Genomic DNA, 23,028 nt, shown 5'->3' on the forward strand with positions numbered 1-23,028 from the left:
CCTCAAGTCAAGCTCTCGGTCAGCCGGGCCAATTGGGCTTCGGTCAGGGCGAGGCGCATGGCAGGCGTCAGCTCCAACAGCTGCTTCACGCTGGTCGCGCTGGCGATCGGCGCGGTCACGCCGGGTTGCGCCATGAGCCAGGCGAGCGCGACCTGCGCCGGGGTCGCGTCGGTTTCTTCGGCCACGGCGTCCAGCGCCTCCAGCACCGCCGCACCCTTGCCGTGCAACAGCTCGCTCATCTTTGTGCCCCGCACGCTTTGCGACAGGTCCGCGTCGCTGCGATATTTGCCGGTCAGGAACCCGGCGGCTAGGCCGTAATAGGGGACCACGCCGATATTCTCGGTGACGCAGTAATCCTGCAACTCGCCCTCGAACTTCTGGCGGCTGACCAGATTATATTCGGGCTGAAGCACGTGGTAGCGCGGCAGGCCCGCATCGCGCGCGGCTTCGTTTGCCGATTTCAGGCGTGCCGCATGATAGTTGGATGCGCCGATCACCCGGACCTTGCCCGCCTGGACCAGCTTGGCAAAGGCCTCCATCACCGCCTCCTGCGGCTGGTCCTCGTCATCCTGATGCGCGAAATACAGGTCGATCCGGTCGGTGCCCAACCGCTTGAGCGAGGCTTCGGCCGCGGCGGCGATCCGGGCGGGGGCCAGTTTCTCGCCGCCCTCACCGGGCAGCATCCCGACCTTCGTCGCGATCAGCACTTGGTCGCGCTTGCCGCTGGCCTTCAGCCATTCGCCGATCATCGCCTCGGACTCGCCGCCCTGATGGCCATCGACCCAGGCGGAATAGACGTCGGCGGTGTCGATCAGCACGCCGCCCTGATCGACGAATGCGTCGAGCACCGCAAAGCTCGCCGCGCGGTCGGCGGTCCAGCCGAAGACATTGCCGCCCAGTACCAGCGGGGCGATCATCAGGTCGGTCGAACCCAGGCGGCGAAGCGGCATGTCGGTCATGGGGCGTCAGCTTTCGTTATCAGTGGGATTTTCCGCCCCAACGTCCGAAGGTGCCAAGGCGTTCAGATCGACTGCATTGGCATCCAGCATCGCGGCGGCCTCGTTCAACTGGTCGTTTTCGGCGGCGCTCAATCCCTTGGGCTGGTCCTGAGCGGAACAGGCGGTGAGCGACAGCAGGGCGGCGGCGGTGAGGATGCGGATCATGGTCGCCATCATGGCAAAAGCCGGGGCGGCAGGGAAAGGGGGAACCCGCAGGCCGGGACGAGGCGTTAAGGCGATCGGATTTTCAGACACGAGGTCAATGCCATGCCCGCCCTCTCCCTTACCCCGTTGCTCGCGCCGTTCAAAATGGGTCTGGTCGGCGGACAGCGCGCCATGACGCCACTGGCCGCCGTGTCGATCGCCGCCGCGCGGGGGCAGTTGCCGGTCGGCAAGGGCGTGCTGCGCTATCTGGCCAACCCGATCGTCGCGACGGGGACGCTGGCGCTGGCAATCGGCGAGATGGCGGGCGACAAGCAGAAGACGGCCCCCGATCGGATCGTTCCCATCGGGCTGGCGGCACGCTTCACGACCTCGGCGATCGCGGGCGCGGCGCTGGCCGGTCCGAAGCATCGCTGGCTGGGGGCGGCGATCGGCGGCGTGACGGCGGTGGTAGCCTCCTATCCCGGCTGGCGCGGGCGGATGGCGGCGCTGGGCCGCTATGGCCAGACCAAGACGGGCTTTGCCGAGGACGCCGCCGTGCTGGCGAGCGCGGTGGGTATCGTCCGGGGGCGGCGGGGGTAAGCCGCGCCTTCAGGCGCCCGGCGTGGTGGGGAACAGCCTTGCCCACCAGCGTCGCCCAAGGCGATGCCACAGCAGCGCCAGTCCCAGAAGCAGCAGCAGAGGCGGCCCTAGATAGGCGACGAGGCTCAGCAGCGTGGTGATCGTCCAGGTGAAGGACGCATAAGCGACGTTCGCGGCCTCCGCCAGCCGGGCTTGCAAGCCTACGCCGCTACCGGCCGCATAGTTGAAGCTGATCGGCGTCGTGAGCGCGCTCGCCCGCATGGTGGCAACGGTGTTCAGGCTGTCGCGACGCTGACGATCCAGTTCGGCACGCCGGGCTAGCAATTCGCTCCGCTCAGTCGGTGACAATCCCGGAAGGGCAAGCCGCCTGTCGAGCGTGGCACGGTCCGCGGCCGTATCATCCACAGAGGCGTCCGCGCCCTGAATGGCGGGCGCGGTGTCGGTACCGAGGATTTCAGCGCCGGTCAGCGCACCGCCGCTTGCCTCGACCCGCTTGACGCCATCGCGGCCGAAGGTGCGGGCCAGCGATGATACGACCGCCATGTCGAGATTGGCAGACGCGTTGCCGGCGCTATCGACATGATAGGCCATGCCGGTGATCCGGCATTGCGGTCCCAGTCTTTCGCACGCTTGCGCCTGGGCTTCCTGCATGTCGGCGATCTGCTGCGACGGCAGGCGCAGTTCGTAGCGATAGGAAAAGGCAAGGCTGCTGGCATTGCTGACAGTATCGCCGGCCGCCCCGTTATCCGGTGCCTTGCTGCAACCCGCAAGCGCCACCAGCGTCATTCCGACGCACAACCACCGCATGACCATATTCCCGCTAGATCATGTCGAAAGCGTATCGAACTGGTAGGAATAGCGTCAAGCGCGTTCGTGGCTCCCGTCCAGAACCGGGAACACCGTCCACTTGTCCTGCGACCGCGCGCTTTCCAGTACTGCCTCGACGAACGCCATCGTGCGGAGGCCCGGCTCCAGACCCGGAAACCAGGTCGCCTCGCCAAGCTCGCCGCCCCCGGCCGGACCACCGTCGCGCAAATTGCCCGCCACCGCGCGGTAGAGGTTGCCGAACGCCTCGATATAGCCCTCCGGATGGCCCGAGGGGGTGCGCAGGCGGGGCAGGGTGGTGGGGCTCAGGCCCGGACCGCCCGCGCGGACGATCTCGGCCGGGCGGTCGAGCCAGCGCAGGGTGAGCGTATTGGGCTCCATCTGCGACCATTCGAGGCCACCCTTCTGCCCATGGATGCGGAGGCGCAGGCCGTTCTCCTCCCCCGCCGCCACCTGGGTCGCGCGCAGTGTGCCGCGCGCGCCCCCGGCGAAGCGCAGCAGGACGTTGACGTCGTCGTCGAGCATCCGCCCCGGCACATGGGTGGTCACGTCCGCCGACAGCGCCTCGACCGGCAGCCCGGCCACATGCTCGGCAAGCTGGAAGGCGTGGGTGCCGATATCGCCGAGCGCGCCGCCAAGCCCCGCGCGTGCCGGGTCGGTGCGCCATTCGGCCTGCTTGTTGCCCTCGCGGTCGAGCGGGCTGCTCAGCCAGCCCTGGACATATTCGACATGGACCAGCCGGATCGCCCCGAAGTCGCCGCGTGCGATGCGCGCGCGCGCCTCCTCGATCATCGGATAGCCACTATAGGTGAAGGCCAGCGCATAAAGCTGGCCCGACGCCCGTGCCGCCTCGGCTATGGCCTGCGCCTCGGCCAGGTTCATCGCCATCGGCTTTTCGCTGAATACTGGGAAACCGGCATTCAGCGCGGCGATCGCCATCGGCGCATGGAGATGATTGGGGGTGACGATCGCGACGGCATCGACCCGCTCGCCCTCGGGCCGCGTGCGCTCGTCGGCCAGCAACGCGTCGATCGTGTCATGGACGCGGGCGGGGTCGAGGCCGAGCGAGTCGCCGCTGCGCCGGTTGCGCTCGGGATCGCTGCTGAACGTGCCCGCGACCAGGTCCCAGTCCCCGTCGAGCGCCGCCGCCATCCGGTGCACGCCGCCGATGAACGCGCCCTCGCCGCCGCCCGCCATCGCCCATTTCAGCCTGCGCATCGCCATCATCCTCTCCCGTCATCCGTGCCGCTTCAAACGCGACATTCGGTGCTTGCATGGCATTGGTTTAACGGTAAACTTCCGATCGAACCAGCGAGTCTGGATAAGAAAATTTCAGGAGAGTGAGGATGAGGCAGCTGATCGTGCTGGCCGCCGGGGTGCCTGCCCTGGCCGCCATCCTGCTGGCCGTGCAGGCCCCGTCGGTCGCGCAGAGCGCACCGGCGGCGGGGGCGCAGGCCTTTGCCGCGTGCCGGGCCTGCCACACGTTGAACAAGGGCGGGCGCAACGGTGTCGGCCCCAATCTGAACGGCGTGTTCGGACGCCCGGCAGGCTCGGTCGCGGGCTTCAACTATTCGCCCGCGATGAAGGCCTCCGGGCTGAAATGGGACGACAAGACGCTGAACGAGTTCATCGCGGCGCCGATGAAGAAGGTGCCGGGCACCCGGATGCCGATCGGCGTCGCCGACCCCGCCAAGCGCGCCGCGCTGATTGCGTACCTCAAGGCCGAGACGGCGAAATGACCGCTACTGGCGCCATGCGTGGGCCGGGCATCTTCCTGGCGCAGTTCATGAGCGACACGGCACCGTTCGACACGCTCGACTCGGCGGCGCGTTGGATGGCGGAGGCGGGTTATGAAGGCGTGCAGATCCCGACCTGGGATGCACGCTGCATCGACCTGAAAGCGGCCGCCGAAAGCCAGGATTATTGCGACGACCTAGCTGGGCGCTGTGCCGAGGCGGGGGTGGCGATCACCGAACTGTCCACCCATTTGCAGGGCCAGCTGGTCGCGGTGCACCCGGCCTATGACGCGGCGTTCGACGGCTTCGCGCCCGAGGCGGTGCGGGGCAAGCCCGCCGAGCGCCAGCAATGGGCGGTCCAGCAGCTCCGTTACGCCGCCAAGGCCAGTCGGCGACTGGGGCTGAAGGCGCATGCGACCTTTTCCGGCGCGCTGCTCTGGCCCTTCGTCTATCCCTGGCCGCAGCGGCCCGCCGGGCTGGTGGCGGAGGGCTTTGCCGAACTGGGCAAGCGCTGGCGGCCGATCTTGGATGCGTTCGAGGAGGAAGGGGTCGACCTCTGCTATGAACTGCATCCCGGCGAGGATCTGCACGACGGCACGACCTTCGAACGGTTCCTGGACGCGGTGGGCGGGCATGGTCGCGCCAACATCCTCTACGATCCCAGCCATTTCGTGTTGCAGGCGATGGATTACCTGCAATTCATCGATTTCTACCACGACCGCATCCGCATGTTCCACGTCAAGGATGCCGAGTTCAACCCGACCGGGCGTGCGGGCGTCTATGGCAGCTATAGCGACTGGGTGGACCGGCCGGGACGCTTCCGGTCGCTGGGCGACGGACAGGTCGATTTCGGCGGGATTTTCTCCAAGCTCGCCCAATATGGTTACGCCGGTTGGGCGGTGCTGGAATGGGAATGCTGCCTGAAACATCCGGAGGACGGCGCGCGTGAGGGGGCACCTTTCATCGCGGCGCACATGATCCGCCGGGCCGAGCGCGCCTTTGACGATTTTGCCGGTGGGGGTGATCCCGATGCCAATCGGCGCTGGCTGGGAATTTAACGATTGCAATGGCTTGACCATCCGCCCCGGAAGGTAAAGTCTGACAAAAAATATAAGCAGGAGAGGGGCATGGAGGCGATACCGGACAATCGGTCGCGACTGTTCTGGCTGAGCGTGCTGGCGCTGTTCACGGCGGCGGCGAGCGCGGCCTTGCGCGCGGCGGTGGCGAGCAGCCTGAAGGCGCAGTGGATCGATCCCATCGCGCCGGTCCAGGCGGGCGAACTGATCGGCTCGGCACTGGGCTCGGCGTTTCTGGGCTTTGCCGCGACCTTGTTCGTGGCGAGCGCGCTGCTCGACCGGATCGGCGCGCGGCAGATGCTGATCGGCTGCGGCGTGTGTTTCCTCGTTGGCACGACGGCGATCATCGGCGCGGGACAGGTGGCCAGCGGCATGGCAGTCTATCACATCGTCTGGGGCGGGATGCTGCTCAGCGGGATCGGCTGGGGCCTGGCGGAAGCGTCGATCAACCCGCTGACCGCGCGGCTTTACCCGGAGGAAACGACGCACCGGTTGAACGTGCTCCACGCCTGGTATCCCGGCGGGCTGATCGTCGGCGGGCTGGCGGGCGTGCTGCTGGCCGAAGTCCTGTCGTGGCAGGCGATCATGGCGCTGGTCCTCATCCCCGCGCTCGGCGTGCTGGTGATGGCGGCGACCACGCATTTCCCGCCGGTTCCGCGCGAAGTGCGCGACGTCGGCTTCGGCGGCATGATCGCGGAGGTGTTCAGGCGGCCGAGCTTCTTTGTCTGGTTCGGTGCGATGTTCCTGACCGCCGCGTCCGAACTGGCACCGGGCCAGTGGCTCGACGTGGCGCTGAGCAGCCGGGTCGGCATGCGCGGCATATTGCTGCTGGTCTATGTCAGCGCGCTGATGTTCGTTTTCCGCCACTTTGCCGGGCGGATCGCGGGGCGGCTGTCCAATCCGGGGCTGCTCTGGGTGTCGAGCCTGATGGCGGGCATCGGCCTGTTCCTGTTGTCGCGCGCGCAGTCGCCGGTCGCGGCGATCCTGGCCTCGACCGTCTGGGGCCTGGGCGTCTGCGCGATGTGGCCAACCATGCTGGCCTCGGTCGCGGAGCGGTATCCGCGCGGCGGCGCGTGGGCGCTGGGGCTGGTCGGCTCGGCGGGGGCGCTGGCCAGCTTCTTCGTCCTGCCGCAACTGGGCGCAATGTTCGATGCGGCCAAGGTCGAGCTGGCCGGTGGGCCGGAGGCGTTCAAGCGGCTGACCGGCGAAGCGCTGCGTCAGGTCGAGGATGCGGCGGCGTCGCAGTCCTTTGCGCGATTGGCGATCGTGCCGGTCATCCTGCTGTTCGTATTCGGCGGCATCTGGCTGGCCGAGCGGCGGCGTCCGCGCAAGGCGACGCTGGGCGCGGCGGCATGACCGTATCGCGCCGTACCGTCATGGGTGGTCTGGCCGCCGCGGTTCCGACCGCCGCCGCGCTGGCGGGGCGGAAAGTGGGCCCAGCCTCCAACACCGCGCGCTTCACGTTGGGCTTCGCGCCGCATCTGGGCAGCTTCGCCAGCCGGGGTGCGAGTTCGGTCGAACAGATCGCCTTCGCCGCCGACCAGGGTTTCTGGGCCTGGGAAGACAATGAATATGCCCTGCGCCCGGTCGCCGAGCAGGAGGCGATCGCCCGGGCGCTGCGCCAGCGGAACATGACGATGGGGGTCTTCGTCGCCTCCATGCCCAAATGGGCGGACTCGCGGCCCTTGCTCGGCGGCGATGACGAGGCCGAGCGCAGCGCGTTCCTGGCCGATGTGCGAAACGCGGTCGAGGTGGCCAAGCGCGCCAATGCCAAATGCGCCACCGTCGTCACCGGCTTCTTGGACAGGAAGCTTCATCCCGCGATCCAGCAGGGCCGCGTCATCGACGTCATGCGCCGGGCGGGCGATATCGTCGCGCCGCATGGCCTGACGCTGGTGATGGAGCCGTTGAACACACGGACCAATCATCCGGGCGTCTTCATGCAGTCGATCGCGGAGGGCTATGCCGTGGCGCGCGGGGTGAACAGCCCCGGCGTGAAGGTGCTGGCCGACCTCTATCACGAACAGATCCAGGCCGGGAACCTGATCCCCACGCTCAAGCTGTGCTGGGGGGAGATCGGCTATATCCAGTTCGGCGACAATCCGGGCCGCAACGAACCGGGCAGCGGCGAGGTCAATTACGCCAATGTCTGCCGCTACCTGAAGGAGCGCGCCTACACCGGCGTGATCGGCATGGAACATGGCAATTCGATCAAGGGCAGGGCGGGCGAAGACAGGCTGATCGCGGCCTATCGCGCGATCGATCCGACAGCATGAGGAGGGGAGCGATGCGGATGCTACCGTTGATCGCCGTGATATTGGCGAGTGGTGCCTTGGCCCAGGACAAGCCGGGCCAGGTCAAGCCGGGCATGGGGTTCCGCGACACGCCGATGCTGCCCGGCGGCAAATGGCATGTCCATGATCCCGACCGGCCCGCGCCCGAGGTGGTGACACCCGCCGCGGTAGCGGGCGGCGCGCCGTCCGATGCGGTGGTGCTGTTCGACGGGCGCTCGATGGATGGCTGGACGCCCAGCGGCAAGCCCTGGGTCCTGAAGGACGGCGTGCTGACCGTGCCGCCGCGCGACGGCAAGGCGGAGAGCGTGCTGGTCAGCAAGGAGAGCTTCGGCGACGTGCAACTGCACCTCGAATTCCGCTCGCCCAACCCGCCGCAAAAGTCGTCGCAGGATCGGGGCAATAGCGGCATCTGGTTCATGCAACGCTACGAGGTGCAGATCCTCGACGGCTATGACAACCCGACCTATGCCGATGGCCAGGTCGGCGCGGTCTATGCCTGGAAGCCGCCGTTGGTGAACGCGGCGCGCAAGCCCGGTGCGTGGCAGAGTTACGACATCATCTTCGAGCGGCCACGCTTCGCCGCCGACGGCAAGCTGCTGCGTCCCGCTTATGTCACCGCCCTGCTGAACGGCGTCGTCGTCCAGAACCATCAGGCGGTGCTGGGCACGACCGTCTGGCGCCAGGTCGAGAAATACCAGGCGCATGGCGACGCCGCGCCGATCCAGCTTCAGGATCACGATTCACCCGTTTCGTTCCGCAACATCTGGGTCCGCCGCCTGCCGCCCGAGGCGATCGCGCAGGACCTGCCGGAGGATGCCCGATGATAGACCGTAGACATGCGCTGGCGGGGATCACCGCCATGTTCGGCTCCGCGCTGTTCGCGCCCATCGCCCGTGCAGCGGGGGCGGTGGAGCAGGCGCGAGGGGGCATTCCCATCATCTCCGAAGGCCCGCCCAGCGACGCCGTCTTCACCCCGACCCAGCGCGCGACGATGGTCGCATTGTCCGAGCGGGTGATTCCGACCACCGACACGCCTGGCGCGATCGCGGCCAAGGTGCCCGAGTTCATCGAGAAGATGCTGGCCGACTGGGCCGGGCCCGACGACAGATTGCCGATCATCGCCGGGCTGAACGCGATCGAGGCGCGCAGCCAGAGCGTCAACCGCATCCCCGCCGCCAAGGCGAGCGCGGCGCAGCAGGACACGCTGCTGACCGAGGCGATGGAAGGCGTGCTGCCCGAGGGCCGCGCCTTTTTCGAGCCGTTCCGGCAGCTGGTCATCACCGGCTATTACACGTCGGAGATCGGCATCACGCAGGAGCGCGAATATCTGCCGGTGCCCGGCGAATATAACGGCGCCTTTCCCTATTCTCAGGTCAACAAGGTATATTCGGCATGATCGACCGTCGTTCGCTGATGGGCGCAGGGCTGGGCCTGGGTGCCGCCGCGCTGTTGCCGGGCACCGCGCAGGCCGCTCAACTGGGGCGGATCGGGCTTCAGCTCTATACGATCCGCGAGCTGTTCGCGGCCGATCCGGTCAAGACGCTCGAGGCGGTGGCGAGGATCGGGTATCGCGAAGTCGAATATGGCGGGGGCGGCTATGACGCGATGGACCATGCCATGCTCCGCCGCACGCAGGACCGGCTGGGGCTGAAGGCGCCGTCGGTGCATATCGGTTATGACGCGTTGCTGGGCAATTTCGACAAGTCGGTGGCGATGGCCAAGACGCTGGGTGCCGATACGGTCGTCCTGCCCTATATGACTGACGAGCACCGGACCGAGGCGGGGTGGAATGCCGCGCTGCCCAACTTCAATCGCTTCGCCGAGGGGTTGAAGAAGGCCGGGCTGGGCTTTGCCTATCACAATCATGATTTCGAGTTCACCAACCGGCCCGGTGGCATCAGCCTGTACGACCGGATGCTGAAGGCGACCGACCCGGCGCTCGTGAAGCTGGAGATCGACCTCTACTGGGCGATCCATGCGGGGCAGGATGCGGCCGCGCTGATCCGGCGTCATGCCGGGCGCATCTATGCCTATCACGTCAAGGATGCGCGTGCCGATGGCAGCATGACGGCGGTGGGCGCGGGCACGATCGACTTCGCCGCGCTGTTCAAGCTCAACCGCATGGCGGGCGTAAAGCATTTCTATGTCGAGAACGACCAGGCGCCCGCGCCCTATCTGCCCGACATCACGACCAGCTACCGGACGCTCAGTACCTTGCGTTTCTGACACGATAACAAGATTTTAGGGAGGATAGCCATGGCGGCGACGAACCGTTTCGACGCGATCGTGATCGGGTCGGGCATCAGCGGCGGTTTCGCCGCCAAGGAACTGACCGAAAAGGGCTTGCGCGTCCTGATGCTCGACCGGGGCGTCATGGTCGAACATGGCGAGGGCTATCCTTATGACGGCAAGCCCGCCTTTGAGGTACCCGCGCGCAACATCATGCCCAAGCCGCTGGTGGAGAGCGATTATTTCATCGCCAGGCACGGCTATGTCGCGCCCAGCAACCAGAAATTCTACAATGACGACCGGCTGAACCCCTATGCCTATGACGAGGGCAGCAAATTCTATTGGATCCGCCCCGGCGCGGTCGGCGGCAAGTCGCTGATCTGGGGACGCTGGTCGTTCCGCTGGAGTCCCGACGATTTCGAGGCGAACAAGCGCGAGGGCGTCGCCGCCGACTGGCCGATCCGGTACGACGACGTCGCGCCGTGGTATTCCTATGTCGAGAAATATATCGGCGTGTCGGGCTCGCGCGAGAACCTGCCCTATCTGCCCGACAGCGAGTTTCAGCCGCCGATGCCGATGAACGTCGCGGAAAAATGGCTGAAGGAACGGCTGGAGGGCCAGTTTCCCGGCCGCAAGCTGATCCACACCCGCCTGTCCAACATGACCGAGGACAAGCCCGACCAGAACCGCACCAAGTGCCAGTTCCGCAACCAGTGCGGCAATGGCTGCTCGTTCGGCGCCTATTTCTCGACCCAGGCGGTGACCCTGCCCGCCGCGCGCGCGACCGGGCGGCTGACGCTCCAGTCGGATGCGGTGGTGACGGGGATCGACTATGATCCTGCCCGGAAGAAGGTCACCGGCGTCCGCTATGTCGATACCAAGACGGGGCAGGCGCAGACGGTCAATGCGAACCTGGTCTTCGTCTGCGCCTCGGCCATGGCGTCGGTGCAGATCCTCATGAACTCGCGCGCCGCCGGATCGGAGCGCAGCCATTTCGACAGCAGCGGGACGCTGGGTCGCTATGTCATGGACCATATCTTCCGCGTCGGCGTGTCGGGCGAGATCCCCGGCATGGACGACCTGATCGAATATGGCCGTCGTCCGGGCGGCGTCTATGTCCCGCGCTTCCGCAACCTGAAGGGTGACGAGGGGCTGGGGTTCCGGCGCGGCTATGGCTATCAGGGTTCGGCCTATCGCAACGCGGCCAAGCCGGTCGGCTTCGGCGCTGAGATGAAGCATGGTATGCGCCGCTATGGCCCGTGGCAGTTCAGCATGGGCGCGTTCGGCGAATGCCTGCCCTATGAGGATAATCGCGTGTCGCTTCACAGCAGCAAGGTCGACCGGTTCGGGGTGCCGCTGATGAAATTCGACGTCACTTTCCGCGACAACGAGTTGAAGATGATGGCCGACGCCCGGCGCGAGGGCGAGGCGATGCTGCGCGCGGCGGGCCTGAAGAACGTGACCAGCGGCGAGTCCGAGCATGTGCCGGGCGACGCGATCCACGAAATGGGCGGCGCGCGGATGGGCGCGGACCCGCGCAATTCGGTGCTCAACAAGTGGAGCCAGGCGCATGACGCCTCGAACCTCTATGTCACCGACGGCGCGCAGATGGCGTCGGTGTCGTGCGTGAACCCCTCGCTGACCTTCATGGCGCTGACCGCCCGCGCGGCGGACCATGCGGTCAAGGGGCTGAAGGCGGGGGCGGTTTGAATCGGGACGTGACTTTCATTCCTCCCCTGCAAGGGGAGGTGCCGGGCCGCAGGCCTGACGGAGGGGTGTCCCGGTCGGAGAGGTGGATATTCCTCGCCAACGGGGACACCCCTCCACCATGCTGGCGCATGGTCGCCCTCCCCTTGCAGGGGAGGAAGGGGTTGAATGTCGGCTACTAAACGCCCCGAAGGCGTCACCATCCGCGCGGTCGGCGAGCGTGCGGGTGTGTCGGCGATGACCGTGTCCAACGTCATCAACGGCGCGGGCAAGGTCGGCCCCGCGACGCGCGCCGCCGTGCTCGCCGCGATCGAGGAACTGGGATACCGGCCGAATATCGCCGCCCGCCGCCTGGCCAAGGCGGGGGCGACCACGCTGGGGCTAGTCTATAGCAGCCGGGGGACGCCGTTCATCGATTCGATCCTGCTCGGCGCGCTGCGGGCGACCAATGCGCGCGGGTTGCAGTTCATCGCGCAAGGCGAGGAGGAACTGACCCGCCAGGCCGCCGAGGCGGCGGTGCGTTCCCTGGTGCAGAGCGGCGCGGCGGGGGTGCTGCTGGTGCCGCCCTTTGCCGAGTTGCTGAGCGGATCGGGGCTGTTCGCCGAACTCGGCGTGGCGGCGGCGGCGATCGCGACGGGGCAGCGCATGGCCGATATCTCGACCGTGCGGATCGACAACCGTGCGGCGATGGCGGCGGTGACGGCGCATGTCGCGGGGCGGGGGCATCGGCGGATCGGCTTTCTGGCGGGGCCCGATACGTTCTCGGTCGCGGCGGAGCGGCTGGCGGGGTTTCGCGACGGGCTGGCGGCGAGCGGGGTCGCTTATGATTCGGCGCTGGTCGTGCGGTGTGGCTTCGATCCGGAGTCAGGTGCGCAGGCGGGGCGAGCGTTGCTGACGCTACCGAAACGGCCGAGCGCGATTCTGTGCAGCAGTGACGACATGGCAGCGGGCCTGATCGGCGCGGCGCATCGCATGGGGCTGCGCCTGCCCGATGACTTGGCGGTGACCGGGTTCGACGACACCGCCATCGCCGCGCGTCTCTGGCCGCCGCTGACCGTCGTTCGCCAGCCGGTGGGTGACATGGCCTTTCGCGCGGTGGAGCAGGTACTGGCCTCGCTCCGCTCGCAGGCGGTGGAGGATCGGGTGCTCGATTTCGAACTGGTCGCGCGGGAGTCGGTGGGGCCGGGGTAGGGGCGTGGCCTTCAACTTCGCTCAGGCTGAACGGGGATAATGCGGCAACCCTGACTTCACGACAACCGGCACCCCGGCGAAGACGGGGCCCCGTTGCGGTGAACCGGCGGGGACGGGATGCACCGGCCTGCCCCGACTCGCCCGGCGCGCCACAGGCTTGTTGGAGCCTGGGCCCCGGCCTTCGCCGGGGTGGTCACGAAGGGCGGGATTACCCCGTGCGTCCATATTCCGCGATCAGCGTCACTTCCTCCGGGTCGCCCAGGACGACGCCGACGCGCTGGTGCAGGCCGACCGCCTCGACATCCATGATCGGGATAGCGCCATCGATCGACGCGCCGCCCGCCTGTTCGATCAGGAAGCTCATCGGATTGGCCTCGTACAACAGGCGCAGCTTGGCCTTGCCGCCCGCCCGGTCGTCGGCGGGATAGAGGAATACGCCGCCGCGCTTCAGGATGCGGTGGATGTCGGCCACCATCGAGGCGGTCCAGCGCATGTTGTAGTCGACGCCGCACGGCCCCTCGGTGCCCAGGATGCGTTCCTCGATATAGCGGGCGATGCCGGGCGACCATTGGCGGCGGCGTGCCATGTTGATCGCGAATTCCTTCGTGCCGGTCGGGATCCGCATCGGTCCGTCGGTCAGCCGCCAAGACCCGATCTCGCGGTCCAGCGTGAACTCGTACACGCCGGTGCCGACGGTCAGGACCAGCAGCGTCTGCGGGCCATAGATGGCATAGCCCGCCGCCACCTGCGCCCGGCCGGTCTGGAGGAAGTCCTCCTCGGTCACCTCGCGGCCCGCGCAATCCTCGGGCGCGCGCAGGACCGAGAAGATGGTGCCGACCGACAAGTCGACATCCACGTTGCTCGACCCGTCAATCGGATCGAACAGCAGCAGATATTCGCCGCGCGGGAAGCGGTTGGGGATACGGTGGATCGTCTCCATCTCCTCCGACGCCATCGCGGCCAGGTGTCCGCCCCATTCATTGGCGTCGAGCAGCAGGTCGTTGGCGATCACGTCCAGCTTCTTCTGGACCTCGCCCTGCACATTCTCGCTGCCCAGCGAACCCAGTACGTCGCCCAGCGCGCCCTTCGAGATCGCCTGGTTCACCGCCTTGCACGCGCGCGCCACCGTTTCGATCAGCAGGCGGAGTTCGGCGGGACAGGTCTCTTCGGAGCGGCGCTGCTCCTCGATCAGGAAACGGGTCAGCGTCGTCTGGCGCGGGGTCGTCATCGTCGCATATGCTCCGGGAAGGGCATGGGGCTGGTCGGCCCGCCGGGCTCCCTCCCGCCGGACCGCGCCGTATCGGCGGCGCGGACCATGGACCGGCCGTTCCGCGTGCGCAATCCGCGGTTCAGCAAAGGTCGTGCTTTATTGGGGTGTAGCATTTCTGTTATATCCTATGGCCGCGATAGGATATGATGCAGGTCGGAGGATCGCCCATGTCGACCAAGCCGTTCAGTGTTGCCGCCGCCTATGACCAGGGTTCGGACCGGGAGTCCGCGACCGGTATCGACGGGATCGTGTCGGGCCTGCGCGCCGCGCGGCAAGGCTGGCGGGCGCGGCAGGACGGCACCCGCGATGTCGAGCGTTTTCCCGCCCGTGCCGGGGTCGAGGATGTCGTCGCGCTGGTCGCCGCCGCGCTCTATCCGCGCCGCCTGGGCCATTTTCGCGGGAACGTGGCCGAGGAAGACCGGTTCGTGGCCGCCAAGCTGCTCGCCGCGCTGACCGCGCTGGAGCGTGAGATCGGGGCCGAGCTCGCCTATTGGCAGAAGGATGCGGGCGAGGCGTTTCCGCCCGAACAGGCCGCGCTGATCGCCCGGCTGTTCGGCGCGACCCTGCCCAACATACGCGCGCTGATCGACACCGATGTCGAGGCGGCGTTCCTGGCCGATCCCGCCGCGCGCAGCGTGGACGAGATCCTGCTCTGCTATCCCGGCGCCATCGCCAGCCTGCACCACCGGATCGCGCATGAGTTGAATGGCCTGGGCGCGCCGATCGTGGCGCGCATGATCTCCGAACTCGCCAATGAGCGAACCGGGATCGACATTCATCCGGGGGCGACCATCGGGCGGCATTTCTTCGTCGACCACGGCACCGGCGTCGTGGTCGGCGAGACCGCGATCATCGGTGAGCGGGTCCGCGTCTATCAGCATGTGACGCTGGGTGCGCGTTCGGCGCTGGGCACCGCGCCGCGTTCGCCCCGCGACCGCTTCGCCCGCCATCCGGTCGTCGAGGACGACGTCATCATTTATGCTGGCGCGACCATATTGGGTCGTGTCACCATCGGCGCGCGCTCGGTGATCGGGGGCAATGTCTGGCTGCTGACCGATGTCGCGCCCGACAGCGTACTCGTGCAGCCGGAGGCGCGGGCCTTGCAGCGCGCGGAGGGGCGGGCGCTGCGCCAGGAGCTGGAGGGGACGGCATGACGGAGAAGCGCAAGCCCATCATCGGCCTGATGTGCGGCAACGAGGTGGCGAACCGCCCGATCCAGGCGGTCGCGACCCGTTTCATCGATCCGCTGGTCACGCTGTGCGGCGCAAGCGTGGTGATCGTGCCGGCCATTCCCGAAGCGGTCGACACGGTGATGATGGCCGACATGCTTGACGGCCTGTTGCTGACCGGCGGCCGCTCGCACGTTGCGCCCGCCCAATATGGCGACTGCGCGGAACTCGCGGCATCGGCCTGCGATCCGCAGCGCGATTCGGTCGCGCTGGCGCTGGCCGGGCGGATGATCGACCGGGGCAAGACCGTGTTCGGCATTTGCCGGGGGATGCAGGAGATCAATGTGCTGTTCGGCGGCTCGCTGACCTGCCTGGGCGGCCTGCCGCGCCATCATCGCGGCAGTTGGGACGCCGATTACGAATCGCTGTTCGCGCACCAGCACACGGTCGACCTGATGCCCGGCGGCGTGCTGGCCCGGAATAGCGCGCATCGCCGGGTGCGGGTCAATTCGGTGCACCAGCAGGGGGTCGACCGGCTGGGCTATGGCCTGGTGGTCGAGGCACGCGATGCCGAGGACGGACTGATCGAGGCATTCCGGGCGCCCGGCTGCGACGCGGACGTGCTGGCGGTGCAGTGGCATCCCGAATGGGACATTGCGACATGCGGCGTCGCGCAAGGCTTTTTCGCCGCCATGGGCGAGTCGATTCGCGCGCACGCCTGACCGGCATTTGCGAGCGGACTATCATATTGGCGAGTGACAGCGCCGGGCCCGGCTGGATAAGAGAAGGGGGAACACACCCCTTGCATGGAGTCCGGGTCGATGAAGCTGCTGCGTTATGGCGAATTGGGGCAGGAGCGTGCCGGGCTGCTCGATACGGATGGCCGTATCCGGGCCTTGCCCGAGGTGCTGGGTGATCTGGCGGGCGAACGGCTGACAACGCGAGGGCTGGCCGAGATCGCCGCGCTCGATCCGGCCACGCTGCCGCTGGTCGAGGGTGATCCGCGGCTGGGCTCGTGCATCGCGCGACCGGGCAAGTTCGTCTGTATCGGCCTGAACTACCGCGACCATGCCGCCGAGAGCAATCTGCCCATCCCGGCCGAACCCGTCATCTTCGGCAAATGGTCGAGCGCGATCGTCGGCCCCAATGACGATGTCGAAATTCCGCGTGGGTCCGAAAAGACCGATTGGGAAGTCGAGCTGGGCGTGGTGATCGGCACCCGCGCGCGCTACGTCGCGGAGAGCGAGGCGCTGGCGCATGTCGCGGGTTACTGCGTCGTGCACGATGTCAGCGAGCGCGCCTATCAGCTGGAGCGCGGCGGCACCTGGGACAAGGGCAAGGGCTGCGACACCTTCGGCCCGACCGGCCCCTGGCTCGTCACCGCCGACGAGGTGGGCGATCCGCAGGCGCTTCGCCTGTGGCTGGAGGTCGACGGCCATCGCTATCAGGACGGCAACACCTCGGACATGATCTTCACCGTCGCGCAGATCGTGTCGTATGTCAGCCAGTTCTGCACGCTGGAGCCCGGCGATATCATCAGCACCGGCACGCCAAAGGGCGTCGGCATGGGCCAGACGCCGCCGACCTATTTGCGCGCCGGTCAGACGGTACGGCTGGGCATCGACGGCCTGGGCGAGCAGAGTCAGCGGTTCGTCGCGGCGGGTTGATCGAGCACATCTCTATTTCATTCCTCCCCTGAGGGATTGCTCTGCGAAAGCTGGCACGTTCCCGAAAACATGGACCACCCCGGCCTCCGCCGGGGTGGGAAGGACGGAGTGTTTTAGAGGGATGCTGGCGGAGCGGGGTGAAAGGGGCCGTCACTGGTTTGTCCTTCCTTGCCAAGCGGGACACCCCTCCGTCAGGCCTTCGGCCTGCCACCTCCCCCTGTAAGGGGAGGAATGGGAGAGGCCGATCGAACCGTGCGATAAACGCATGCGGCCCGGTCTTGATACCTCTTGCCTTCATCGGCTCCATGTCCGTACAATCTCGCTCATAAAAGCAAGATTTCATGGAGAAGGAGCCGTCATGGCGCCAATCGGAGCCGGACCGTATCGCGGAGGCCATGCCTGATGCCGATGCCCGTCCATCTGTCGCCCGTGTCTGCGGACCATTCCCGTTCCGACGCCGCGTCCGGCACCGTCGCGCGCGGTTTCCTGCCCGCCATGGTCATCACGGTCAGCCTGTTCTTCCTGTGGGGCATGGCCAACAACCTGAACGACATCCTGATCGCGCAGTTTCGCAAGGCCTTCACGCTCAGCGATTTCGGGACCAGCTTCGTCCAGCAGGTCTTCTATCTCGGTTATTTCCTGCTCGCGGTGCCCGCCTCGATGGTCATGCGCCGGTTCGGGTACAAGGCGGCGATCGTGCTGGGGCTGGTGCTGTACGGCACCGGCGCGTTGCTCTTCTATCCGGCGGCGGCGGCCAGCATGTACCAGCTGTTCCTGCTCGGCCTGTTCGTGATCGCGGCCGGGCTGGCGTTCCTGGAGACCTCGGCCAATCCGTTGATGGGCGAGCTGGGCGATCCGGCGGGGGCGACGCGGCGGTTGAACTGGGCGCAGGCGGCCAATCCGCTGGGTGCGATCACCGGCATCCTGATCGGGCGCAACTTCATCCTGTCGGGCATCGAACATGACGAGCGTGCGCTCGCCACGATGGATGCCGCCGCCCGCACCGCCTTCTACAAGGCCGAGGTGCAGGCGATCGCGCCGCCCTATGTCGCGATCGCGATCGTCGTGCTGCTGTTCGCGCTGGCCGCGGCTTTGGTGCGCTTCCCCAGCGGTACGCCCTACCGGGCGAGCGATGGCCCGTCCTCCGGCGGTCGTTTTGTCGATGTGTTTCGCCGCAAGCGCCTGCTCGGCGCGGTCGTCGCACAATTCTTCTATGTCGGCGCGCAGGTGGGGGTGTGGAGCTATACCATCCGTTATGCGCAGGCGAATGCGGGCCTGAACGAACGCAGCGGTGCGGATGCGCTGTTCGTGTCGCTGGTCCTGTTCGCTGCCGGGCGGTTCCTGGGCAGCGCGCTGATGGGGCGCGCCGCGCCGGTCCGGCTGCTGGCCTTGTTCGCCGGGCTGTCGATCGTGCTGACCGCCGTGGCGGCGGTGCTGGGCGGCTGGCCGGGATTGGTCGCGCTGGTCGCCGCCAGCTTCTTCATGTCGATCCAGTTCCCGACGATCTTCGCGCTCGGCATAGAGGGGCTGGGGCCGCTGCGCCGTGCCGGGGCCTCGCTGATCGTGATGGCGATCATCGGCGGGGCGGGGCTGACCGCGCTGATGGGCCTGGTGTCCGATCGTGCGGGGATCACCGTCGCGATGCTGGTCCCGACACTCAGTTTCGCGGTCGTCGCCGCTTTCGCCCTGTTCCTGGGGCGCCATCAGGAGAATCATGCATGAACCGTCTGCAGGGTAAGCGGGCGATCGTGACCGGCGCGGGCCAGGGCATCGGCCGTGCCGCCGCCGAGCTGTTCGCAGCCGAAGGGGCCGTGGTGATCGCTATCGATCGCAATGCCGATGCGCTGGCGACGCTGGCGGGGTGCGAGACGCAGGTGCTCGACCTGCTCGATCCGGCGGCGATCGCGGCGTTCGGCGAGCGGACCGGTGCCGTGGACGTGTTGTTCAACTGCGCGGGCTATGTCGATGCGGGCGACCTGCTGGCGACCCAGGATGCGGGCTATCGCCTGTCGTTCGACCTGAACGTCCATGCGATCACCCATATGCTTCAGGCGTTCCTGCCCGCGATGATCGCGCAAGGCGGCGGATCGGTCGTCAACATGGCGTCGGTCGCGGGCGCGATGATCGGCGTGCCCAACCGTTATGCCTACTGCGCGTCCAAGGGGGCCGTCGCCGGGATCACCCGCTCGGTCGCGCTGGATTTCGTCGGCAAGGGCATACGCTGCAACGCGATCTGCCCCGGCACCGTGCAGTCGCCCAGCCTGGACGAGCGACTGGCCGCGACCGGCGATGCGGATGCCGCCCGTGCCGCCTTCGTCGCGCGCCAGCCCATGGGCCGGCTGGGCCGGGCGGAGGAGATTGCCGCGCTCGCCCTTTACCTCGCTTCGGACGAGAGCGCCTATACGACCGGGCAGATGCACGCCATCGACGGCGGATGGACGATGGCGTGAACGCTGCGCGGCCGCCCTTCGTCGATGCCCATTTCCACCTGTGGGACCACGGCGTGCTGCGCTACCCCTGGCTGGACGCGGCGGAGAATGCGCCGATCGCGCCGTCCTATCGCATCGCCGATTACCAGGCGGAGCTGCATGCGTGGAACCTGGTCGGCGCGGTCCATGTCGATGCGGGTGCCGATCCTGCCCATGGGGCGGACGAGACGGTCTGGCTGAACCGGGTCGCCCATGACAATGGGCTGCCCAGCGGCATCGTTGCGCGGGTTGCGCTGGATCATCCCGCGATCGAGCCGCTGCTCGCGTGGCAGGCGGGGCATCCGCATGTGAAGGGCATCCGCCACCTGATCAACTGGCATCCGACCGATATGGCGCGCCGGGCCTGTCCCCATGACCCGACACGCGATCCGCGTTGGCGGGCGGGGTATGCGATGCTGGGCCGCCATGGCCTGAGCTTCGACTTTCACGGTTTTCCGCCGCAACTGGCGGGGCTGGCCGAAGTGGCGTGGCAGCATCCCGAGGTTCCGGTGATCCTGAACCATCTGGCCCTTCCCATTCTGGCGGACGGTCTGGAGGAATGGCGCGCCGGGATCATCGCCCTTGCCGCCATGCCGCACGCCGCGATCAAGCTGTCGGGCGCCGGTTTCATCGGCCCGCGTTTCGACCCCGCCGCCTTCGCCGACATCGTGGCCGAGGTGATCGACCGGTTCGGCACCGATCGCGTGATGGTCGCGACCAATTTCCCGACCGACCGGCTCGCCGCCGATCTCGACCGGACGCTGGGGGCCTATGAGGATCTGCTGACCGGCTTTTCTGACGATGAACGGCGCGACCTGTGGGGGCGCAACGCCAATCGTATCTATCGACTGGGGCTGAAGCTGTGACCGATATTCCACGACGCCGGGTCCGTGCGAGCGACTGGACGCTGCCCGAACTGGGTTTCGGGGCGGCGGCGATGGGCAATCTCTATGCCGCGATCGACGACACCCGTGCCGCCGCGACGCTGGACGCCGCGCTGGTCGCGGGTTTTCGCTATTTCGACACCGCGCCACATTATGGCCGGGGGCTGAGCGAGCGGCGGTTGGGCGATGCGCTGCGCGGGCGCGGGGACGTGATCGTCTCGACCAAGGTCGGGCGGCTGATGGACCCGGACGCGAGCATCACCGACGACCGAGAACGCGATGGCTTCCACACCGCCATGCCGTTCCGTGCGCGCTACGACTATACCCATGACGCTATCCTGCGCAGCCACGAGCATAGCCTGCAACGGCTGGGGCTGGCGCGGGTCGACCTGCTGTTCGTCCACGATATCGGCCGGGCCACGCATGGCGAGGCGGACGCGACGTACCGCGAGCAGTTGATCCAGGGCGGCGGGCTAAAGGCGCTGGAGCGGTTGCGCGACGAGGGGGCCATTCGGGGTTTCGGCCTGGGCGTGAACGAGGTCGAAGTCTGCCTGGACTTGATGGCGGTTGCGCGGTTCGATGTCATCCTGCTGGCCGGGCGCTATACGCTGCTGGAGCAGGAGGCGCTCGATGCGTTCTTCCCCGCCTGTGCGGCGGCGGATACGGCGGTCATCGTCGGGGGGCCGTATAACAGCGGCATACTGGCCACCGGCAGCGCCGCTGCCGGACATTATAACTACGCCCCCGCGCCAGAGGAGGTGCGTGGCAAGGTCCGCGCGCTGGAGGCGGTGACGGCGCGGCACGGCGTATCGCTGCCTGCCGCCGCGCTCGCCTTCGTTCTGGCCCATCCCCAGGTGGCCAGCGTCATTCCCGGTATCGCCGATCCGCAACAGGTATCCGACACGATGCGACTTTATGCCGAGCCTATTCCGCCCGCTTTCTGGGCAGACCTGCGCGCCGCAGGGCTGGTCCGCCCCGACGCGCCTTTGCCCGGAGAAGACGCATGAGCGTCGCCGCGATCCGGCTGACGCCGACCGACAATGTCGCCGTCTGTTGCCGCACGGTCGAGCCCGGCGAGGAGATCATGGTCGACGGCCACGCCCTGACCATCACCGAGCAGGTGGCGCTGGGCCACAAGCTGGCGGTGGTGCCGCTGGCGAGCGGGGACAAGGTCGTCAAATACGGCATGCCCATCGGTTCGATGACGCGATCCGCACCCGCCGGAGGCTGGGTCCATATGCACAATATGCAAAGCGACTATATCCCCGCGCATCTGCGCGACGCGCACGGAGATCATGCATGACCGGGCGGACGTGGCAGGCCTGGGCCCGGCCGGACGGGCGCAAGGGCATTCGCGATGCGATCGTCGTCGTCTATCTGGTCGAATGCGCGCATCATGTCGCGCGGCGCATCGTCGACAGGATGGACGACCCGCGCGTGCAGTTGATCGGCTTTCCCGGCTGCTACCCCAATGACTATGCGCTGGCGATGATGAAGGCGCTGACCACGCATCCCAATGTCGGCGGCGTGGTCCTGCTGTCGCTGGGGTGCGAGAGCTTCAACCGCGAGGCGCTGGCCGCCCATGCGCGCGAGCAGGGCCGCCCGGTCGAGACGATCGTCATCCAGCAGTCGGGCGGCACGCGCGGCGCGATGGAGGCGGGGATCGCCGCGGTCGGGCGCGTCCGTGCGGCGGCGGATGCGCAGGCCGTGCGCGTGCCGATGACCGTATCGGAATTGGTGATCGGCACGATCTGCGGCGGATCGGACGGGACCAGCGGCATCACCGGCAACCCGGCGGTCGGCCGCGCCTTCGACGCGCTGTATGATGCGGGCGCGATCTGCATCTTCGAGGAAACGGGCGAGATGATCGGGTGCGAGGGGCATATGGCGGAGCGCGCCGCGACGCCGGAAGTGGCGCAGGACCTGATCGCCTCGGTCGCGCAGGCCGAGCGTTATTACCGGGCGATGGGCTATGGCAGCTTCGCGCCCGGCAATGCGGAAGGCGGCCTGTCGAGCCAGGAGGAAAAGTCGGCGGGCGCCTATGCCAAGTCGGGCAGCCGTCCGATCACCGGCGTGATCCTGCCCGCCGAACAGGCGCCGGGTCCGGGATTATACCTGCTCGACGTGGTGCCTGCGGGCGACCCCAAGTTCGGCTTTCCCAATATCGTCGACAATGCCGAGATTGGGGAGTTGATCGCGTGCGGCGCGCATATCAACCTTTTCGTCACCGGGCGCGGCTCGGTCGTCGGCTCCGCCATCTCGCCGGTGATCAAGGTCGCCGCCAACCCGGAAATGTATGCCCGGATGGAAGGCGATATGGACGTGAATGCGGGCCGTATCCTGTACGGCGATGCGACGCTGGATGAGGTCGGGGCCGAGATCGTCGACCTGATCGTCGCGGTGTCGGCGGGCGCGGAAACCAAGTCCGAGGCGCTGGGGCACCAAGAGTTCATCCTGACCTACAAGGCGGCGGGCGCGAAGGGGCCTGCGTGCCTGCCGCAGGTGGCGTGACGGCGGGGCGTAGGGTTCGGCTTCTCCCAGCGTGAAAGGCGGCGGGACAGTGTTGCCGGGCCTGACTCGGCCTAAGTCACTCCATCCCTACCTTCGTTCAGCCTGAGTCCAGAGTTTGATCCAGCCAAGCTGAAGCACCACCCCGGCGGAGGCCGGGGTCGAGTTGGGGGTGCGGTTGTGATGATCCAGTGCGCTTCATCGCTGAAGCCTTCGCAACTGGACCCCGGCCTTCGCCGGGGTGGTGGGGCAAGAGTTCAGG

The 23,028-nt window shown here is 67.5% G+C and carries 24 protein-coding genes; 19 read left to right on the top strand and 5 right to left on the bottom strand.

What is annotated here, in order from left to right; translation table 11 throughout:
• Window positions 1-2: 2 nt before the first annotated feature.
• A complete protein-coding gene (locus U1703_RS03700; RefSeq protein ID WP_332784614.1) occupies window positions 3-959 on the bottom strand; it encodes an aldo/keto reductase in 957 nt (318 codons plus the stop codon).
• Between the two features lie 6 nt (window positions 960-965).
• Window positions 966-1,172 carry a hypothetical protein gene (locus tag U1703_RS03705; protein WP_332784615.1) on the bottom strand — a complete coding sequence of 69 codons (207 nt, stop codon included), beginning with the start codon at window positions 1,170-1,172 and terminating at the stop codon, window positions 966-968.
• A gap of 93 nt (window positions 1,173-1,265) precedes the next feature.
• On the opposite strand from U1703_RS03705, the gene U1703_RS03710 reads away from it, so the two are divergent.
• Window positions 1,266-1,742, top strand: a complete 477-nt coding sequence (locus U1703_RS03710) for a DUF4126 family protein (protein WP_332784616.1) — start codon at window positions 1,266-1,268, stop codon at window positions 1,740-1,742.
• A gap of 9 nt (window positions 1,743-1,751) precedes the next feature.
• On the opposite strand, the gene U1703_RS03715 is transcribed toward U1703_RS03710, so the two are convergent.
• Together U1703_RS03715 and U1703_RS03720 are read right to left on the bottom strand one after the other, a co-directional pair.
• Window positions 1,752-2,528 carry a hypothetical protein gene (locus tag U1703_RS03715; protein WP_332784617.1) on the bottom strand — a complete coding sequence of 259 codons (777 nt, stop codon included), beginning with the start codon at window positions 2,526-2,528 and terminating at the stop codon, window positions 1,752-1,754.
• A gap of 75 nt (window positions 2,529-2,603) precedes the next feature.
• Window positions 2,604-3,791, bottom strand: coding sequence for a Gfo/Idh/MocA family protein (locus U1703_RS03720; protein WP_443025751.1), 1,188 nt, complete (start codon window positions 3,789-3,791; stop codon window positions 2,604-2,606).
• A gap of 122 nt (window positions 3,792-3,913) precedes the next feature.
• Here U1703_RS03720 and U1703_RS03725 point away from each other — a divergent pair, with 122 nt between their 5' ends.
• From U1703_RS03725 to U1703_RS03765, 9 genes are all read left to right on the top strand, one after another.
• A complete protein-coding gene (locus U1703_RS03725; RefSeq protein WP_332784619.1) occupies window positions 3,914-4,306 on the top strand; it encodes a c-type cytochrome in 393 nt (130 codons plus the stop codon).
• Window positions 4,303-5,361, top strand: a complete 1,059-nt coding sequence (locus U1703_RS03730) for a sugar phosphate isomerase/epimerase family protein (RefSeq protein ID WP_332784620.1) — start codon at window positions 4,303-4,305, stop codon at window positions 5,359-5,361. Before U1703_RS03725 ends, U1703_RS03730 begins: the two co-directional genes overlap by 4 nt.
• A 69-nt stretch (window positions 5,362-5,430) precedes the next feature.
• Complete coding sequence (locus U1703_RS03735; RefSeq protein WP_332784621.1) at window positions 5,431-6,735, top strand: MFS transporter; 1,305 nt, start codon at window positions 5,431-5,433, stop codon at window positions 6,733-6,735.
• Window positions 6,732-7,655, top strand: a complete 924-nt coding sequence (locus tag U1703_RS03740; RefSeq protein ID WP_332784622.1) for a hydroxypyruvate isomerase family protein — start codon at window positions 6,732-6,734, stop codon at window positions 7,653-7,655. The genes U1703_RS03735 and U1703_RS03740 overlap by 4 nt, the downstream gene beginning before the upstream one ends.
• A gap of 11 nt (window positions 7,656-7,666) precedes the next feature.
• A complete protein-coding gene (locus U1703_RS03745) occupies window positions 7,667-8,497 on the top strand; it encodes a 3-keto-disaccharide hydrolase (RefSeq protein WP_332784623.1) in 831 nt (276 codons plus the stop codon).
• On the top strand, window positions 8,494-9,069 hold the full coding sequence (locus tag U1703_RS03750) for a gluconate 2-dehydrogenase subunit 3 family protein (protein WP_332784624.1): 576 nt from the start codon (window positions 8,494-8,496) through the stop codon (window positions 9,067-9,069). Before U1703_RS03745 ends, U1703_RS03750 begins: the two co-directional genes overlap by 4 nt.
• Window positions 9,066-9,899 (top strand): sugar phosphate isomerase/epimerase family protein, encoded by an 834-nt coding sequence (locus tag U1703_RS03755; RefSeq protein ID WP_332784625.1) that lies wholly within the window; start codon window positions 9,066-9,068, stop codon window positions 9,897-9,899. Before U1703_RS03750 ends, U1703_RS03755 begins: the two co-directional genes overlap by 4 nt.
• A gap of 30 nt (window positions 9,900-9,929) precedes the next feature.
• Complete coding sequence (locus U1703_RS03760; protein ID WP_332784626.1) at window positions 9,930-11,612, top strand: GMC family oxidoreductase; 1,683 nt, start codon at window positions 9,930-9,932, stop codon at window positions 11,610-11,612.
• Window positions 11,613-11,777: 165 nt separating this feature from the next.
• The gene (locus U1703_RS03765; protein ID WP_332784627.1) at window positions 11,778-12,800 is read left to right on the top strand and encodes a LacI family DNA-binding transcriptional regulator; all 1,023 of its coding nucleotides are present in this window, start codon (window positions 11,778-11,780) and stop codon (window positions 12,798-12,800) included.
• 208 nt (window positions 12,801-13,008) lie between these two features.
• Here U1703_RS03765 and U1703_RS03770 read toward each other — a convergent pair whose 3' ends face one another.
• Window positions 13,009-14,028 carry a class 1 fructose-bisphosphatase gene (locus tag U1703_RS03770; RefSeq protein WP_332784628.1) on the bottom strand — a complete coding sequence of 340 codons (1,020 nt, stop codon included), beginning with the start codon at window positions 14,026-14,028 and terminating at the stop codon, window positions 13,009-13,011.
• A gap of 209 nt (window positions 14,029-14,237) precedes the next feature.
• Between U1703_RS03770 and epsC the strand changes: the two genes are divergently transcribed.
• The 9 genes from epsC (at window position 14,238) to U1703_RS03815 (ending at window position 22,769) form a co-directional block, all read left to right on the top strand.
• On the top strand, window positions 14,238-15,224 hold the full coding sequence (epsC, locus tag U1703_RS03775) for a serine O-acetyltransferase EpsC (protein WP_332784629.1): 987 nt from the start codon (window positions 14,238-14,240) through the stop codon (window positions 15,222-15,224).
• Window positions 15,221-15,961 carry a gamma-glutamyl-gamma-aminobutyrate hydrolase family protein gene (locus tag U1703_RS03780; RefSeq protein WP_332784630.1) on the top strand — a complete coding sequence of 247 codons (741 nt, stop codon included), beginning with the start codon at window positions 15,221-15,223 and terminating at the stop codon, window positions 15,959-15,961. Before epsC ends, U1703_RS03780 begins: the two co-directional genes overlap by 4 nt.
• Before the next feature lie 99 nt (window positions 15,962-16,060).
• Entirely contained in the window at window positions 16,061-16,906 is an 846-nt protein-coding gene (locus U1703_RS03785; protein ID WP_332784631.1) for a fumarylacetoacetate hydrolase family protein, read from the top strand.
• Window positions 16,907-17,314: 408 nt separating this feature from the next.
• Entirely contained in the window at window positions 17,315-18,628 is a 1,314-nt protein-coding gene (fucP, locus tag U1703_RS03790; protein WP_443025758.1) for an L-fucose:H+ symporter permease, read from the top strand.
• Entirely contained in the window at window positions 18,625-19,356 is a 732-nt protein-coding gene (locus tag U1703_RS03795; RefSeq protein ID WP_332784633.1) for an SDR family oxidoreductase, read from the top strand. Before fucP ends, U1703_RS03795 begins: the two co-directional genes overlap by 4 nt.
• Window positions 19,353-20,240, top strand: coding sequence for an amidohydrolase family protein (locus U1703_RS03800; RefSeq protein WP_332784634.1), 888 nt, complete (start codon window positions 19,353-19,355; stop codon window positions 20,238-20,240). Before U1703_RS03795 ends, U1703_RS03800 begins: the two co-directional genes overlap by 4 nt.
• The gene (locus U1703_RS03805) at window positions 20,237-21,265 is read left to right on the top strand and encodes an aldo/keto reductase (RefSeq protein ID WP_332784635.1); all 1,029 of its coding nucleotides are present in this window, start codon (window positions 20,237-20,239) and stop codon (window positions 21,263-21,265) included. Before U1703_RS03800 ends, U1703_RS03805 begins: the two co-directional genes overlap by 4 nt.
• Window positions 21,262-21,561: a UxaA family hydrolase gene (locus U1703_RS03810; protein WP_332784636.1), complete on the top strand. Its 300-nt coding sequence runs from the start codon at window positions 21,262-21,264 to the stop codon at window positions 21,559-21,561. The genes U1703_RS03805 and U1703_RS03810 overlap by 4 nt, the downstream gene beginning before the upstream one ends.
• Window positions 21,558-22,769, top strand: a complete 1,212-nt coding sequence (locus tag U1703_RS03815; protein WP_332784637.1) for a UxaA family hydrolase — start codon at window positions 21,558-21,560, stop codon at window positions 22,767-22,769. Before U1703_RS03810 ends, U1703_RS03815 begins: the two co-directional genes overlap by 4 nt.
• The last annotated feature ends 259 nt before the right edge of the window (window positions 22,770-23,028 follow it).

Origin of the sequence: Sphingomonas flavida, assembly GCF_036663655.1 — a bacterium.
Classification (GTDB): domain Bacteria; phylum Pseudomonadota; class Alphaproteobacteria; order Sphingomonadales; family Sphingomonadaceae; genus Sphingomonas.

What these genes read in the sequence shown, in the direction of transcription:
- U1703_RS03720 (WP_443025751.1), bottom strand. Translation starts at nt 3,791, where the DNA reads ATGGCGATGCGCAGGCTGAAATGGGCGATGGCGGGCGGCGGCGAGGGC.
- U1703_RS03765 (WP_332784627.1), top strand. Translation starts at nt 11,778, where the DNA reads ATGTCGGCTACTAAACGCCCCGAAGGCGTCACCATCCGCGCGGTCGGC.
- U1703_RS03785 (WP_332784631.1), top strand. Translation starts at nt 16,061, where the DNA reads ATGAAGCTGCTGCGTTATGGCGAATTGGGGCAGGAGCGTGCCGGGCTG.
- U1703_RS03715 (WP_332784617.1), bottom strand. Translation starts at nt 2,528, where the DNA reads ATGACGCTGGTGGCGCTTGCGGGTTGCAGCAAGGCACCGGATAACGGG.
- U1703_RS03815 (WP_332784637.1), top strand. Translation starts at nt 21,558, where the DNA reads ATGACCGGGCGGACGTGGCAGGCCTGGGCCCGGCCGGACGGGCGCAAG.
- U1703_RS03730 (WP_332784620.1), top strand. Translation starts at nt 4,303, where the DNA reads ATGACCGCTACTGGCGCCATGCGTGGGCCGGGCATCTTCCTGGCGCAG.
- U1703_RS03780 (WP_332784630.1), top strand. Translation starts at nt 15,221, where the DNA reads ATGACGGAGAAGCGCAAGCCCATCATCGGCCTGATGTGCGGCAACGAG.
- U1703_RS03760 (WP_332784626.1), top strand. Translation starts at nt 9,930, where the DNA reads ATGGCGGCGACGAACCGTTTCGACGCGATCGTGATCGGGTCGGGCATC.
- U1703_RS03795 (WP_332784633.1), top strand. Translation starts at nt 18,625, where the DNA reads ATGAACCGTCTGCAGGGTAAGCGGGCGATCGTGACCGGCGCGGGCCAG.
- U1703_RS03755 (WP_332784625.1), top strand. Translation starts at nt 9,066, where the DNA reads ATGATCGACCGTCGTTCGCTGATGGGCGCAGGGCTGGGCCTGGGTGCC.
- U1703_RS03750 (WP_332784624.1), top strand. Translation starts at nt 8,494, where the DNA reads ATGATAGACCGTAGACATGCGCTGGCGGGGATCACCGCCATGTTCGGC.
- U1703_RS03770 (WP_332784628.1), bottom strand. Translation starts at nt 14,028, where the DNA reads ATGACGACCCCGCGCCAGACGACGCTGACCCGTTTCCTGATCGAGGAG.
- U1703_RS03700 (WP_332784614.1), bottom strand. Translation starts at nt 959, where the DNA reads ATGACCGACATGCCGCTTCGCCGCCTGGGTTCGACCGACCTGATGATC.
- U1703_RS03725 (WP_332784619.1), top strand. Translation starts at nt 3,914, where the DNA reads ATGAGGCAGCTGATCGTGCTGGCCGCCGGGGTGCCTGCCCTGGCCGCC.
- U1703_RS03735 (WP_332784621.1), top strand. Translation starts at nt 5,431, where the DNA reads ATGGAGGCGATACCGGACAATCGGTCGCGACTGTTCTGGCTGAGCGTG.
- epsC (WP_332784629.1), top strand. Translation starts at nt 14,238, where the DNA reads ATGTCGACCAAGCCGTTCAGTGTTGCCGCCGCCTATGACCAGGGTTCG.
- U1703_RS03810 (WP_332784636.1), top strand. Translation starts at nt 21,262, where the DNA reads ATGAGCGTCGCCGCGATCCGGCTGACGCCGACCGACAATGTCGCCGTC.
- U1703_RS03745 (WP_332784623.1), top strand. Translation starts at nt 7,667, where the DNA reads ATGCGGATGCTACCGTTGATCGCCGTGATATTGGCGAGTGGTGCCTTG.
- fucP (WP_443025758.1), top strand. Translation starts at nt 17,315, where the DNA reads ATGCCCGTCCATCTGTCGCCCGTGTCTGCGGACCATTCCCGTTCCGAC.
- U1703_RS03705 (WP_332784615.1), bottom strand. Translation starts at nt 1,172, where the DNA reads ATGGCGACCATGATCCGCATCCTCACCGCCGCCGCCCTGCTGTCGCTC.
- U1703_RS03740 (WP_332784622.1), top strand. Translation starts at nt 6,732, where the DNA reads ATGACCGTATCGCGCCGTACCGTCATGGGTGGTCTGGCCGCCGCGGTT.
- U1703_RS03710 (WP_332784616.1), top strand. Translation starts at nt 1,266, where the DNA reads ATGCCCGCCCTCTCCCTTACCCCGTTGCTCGCGCCGTTCAAAATGGGT.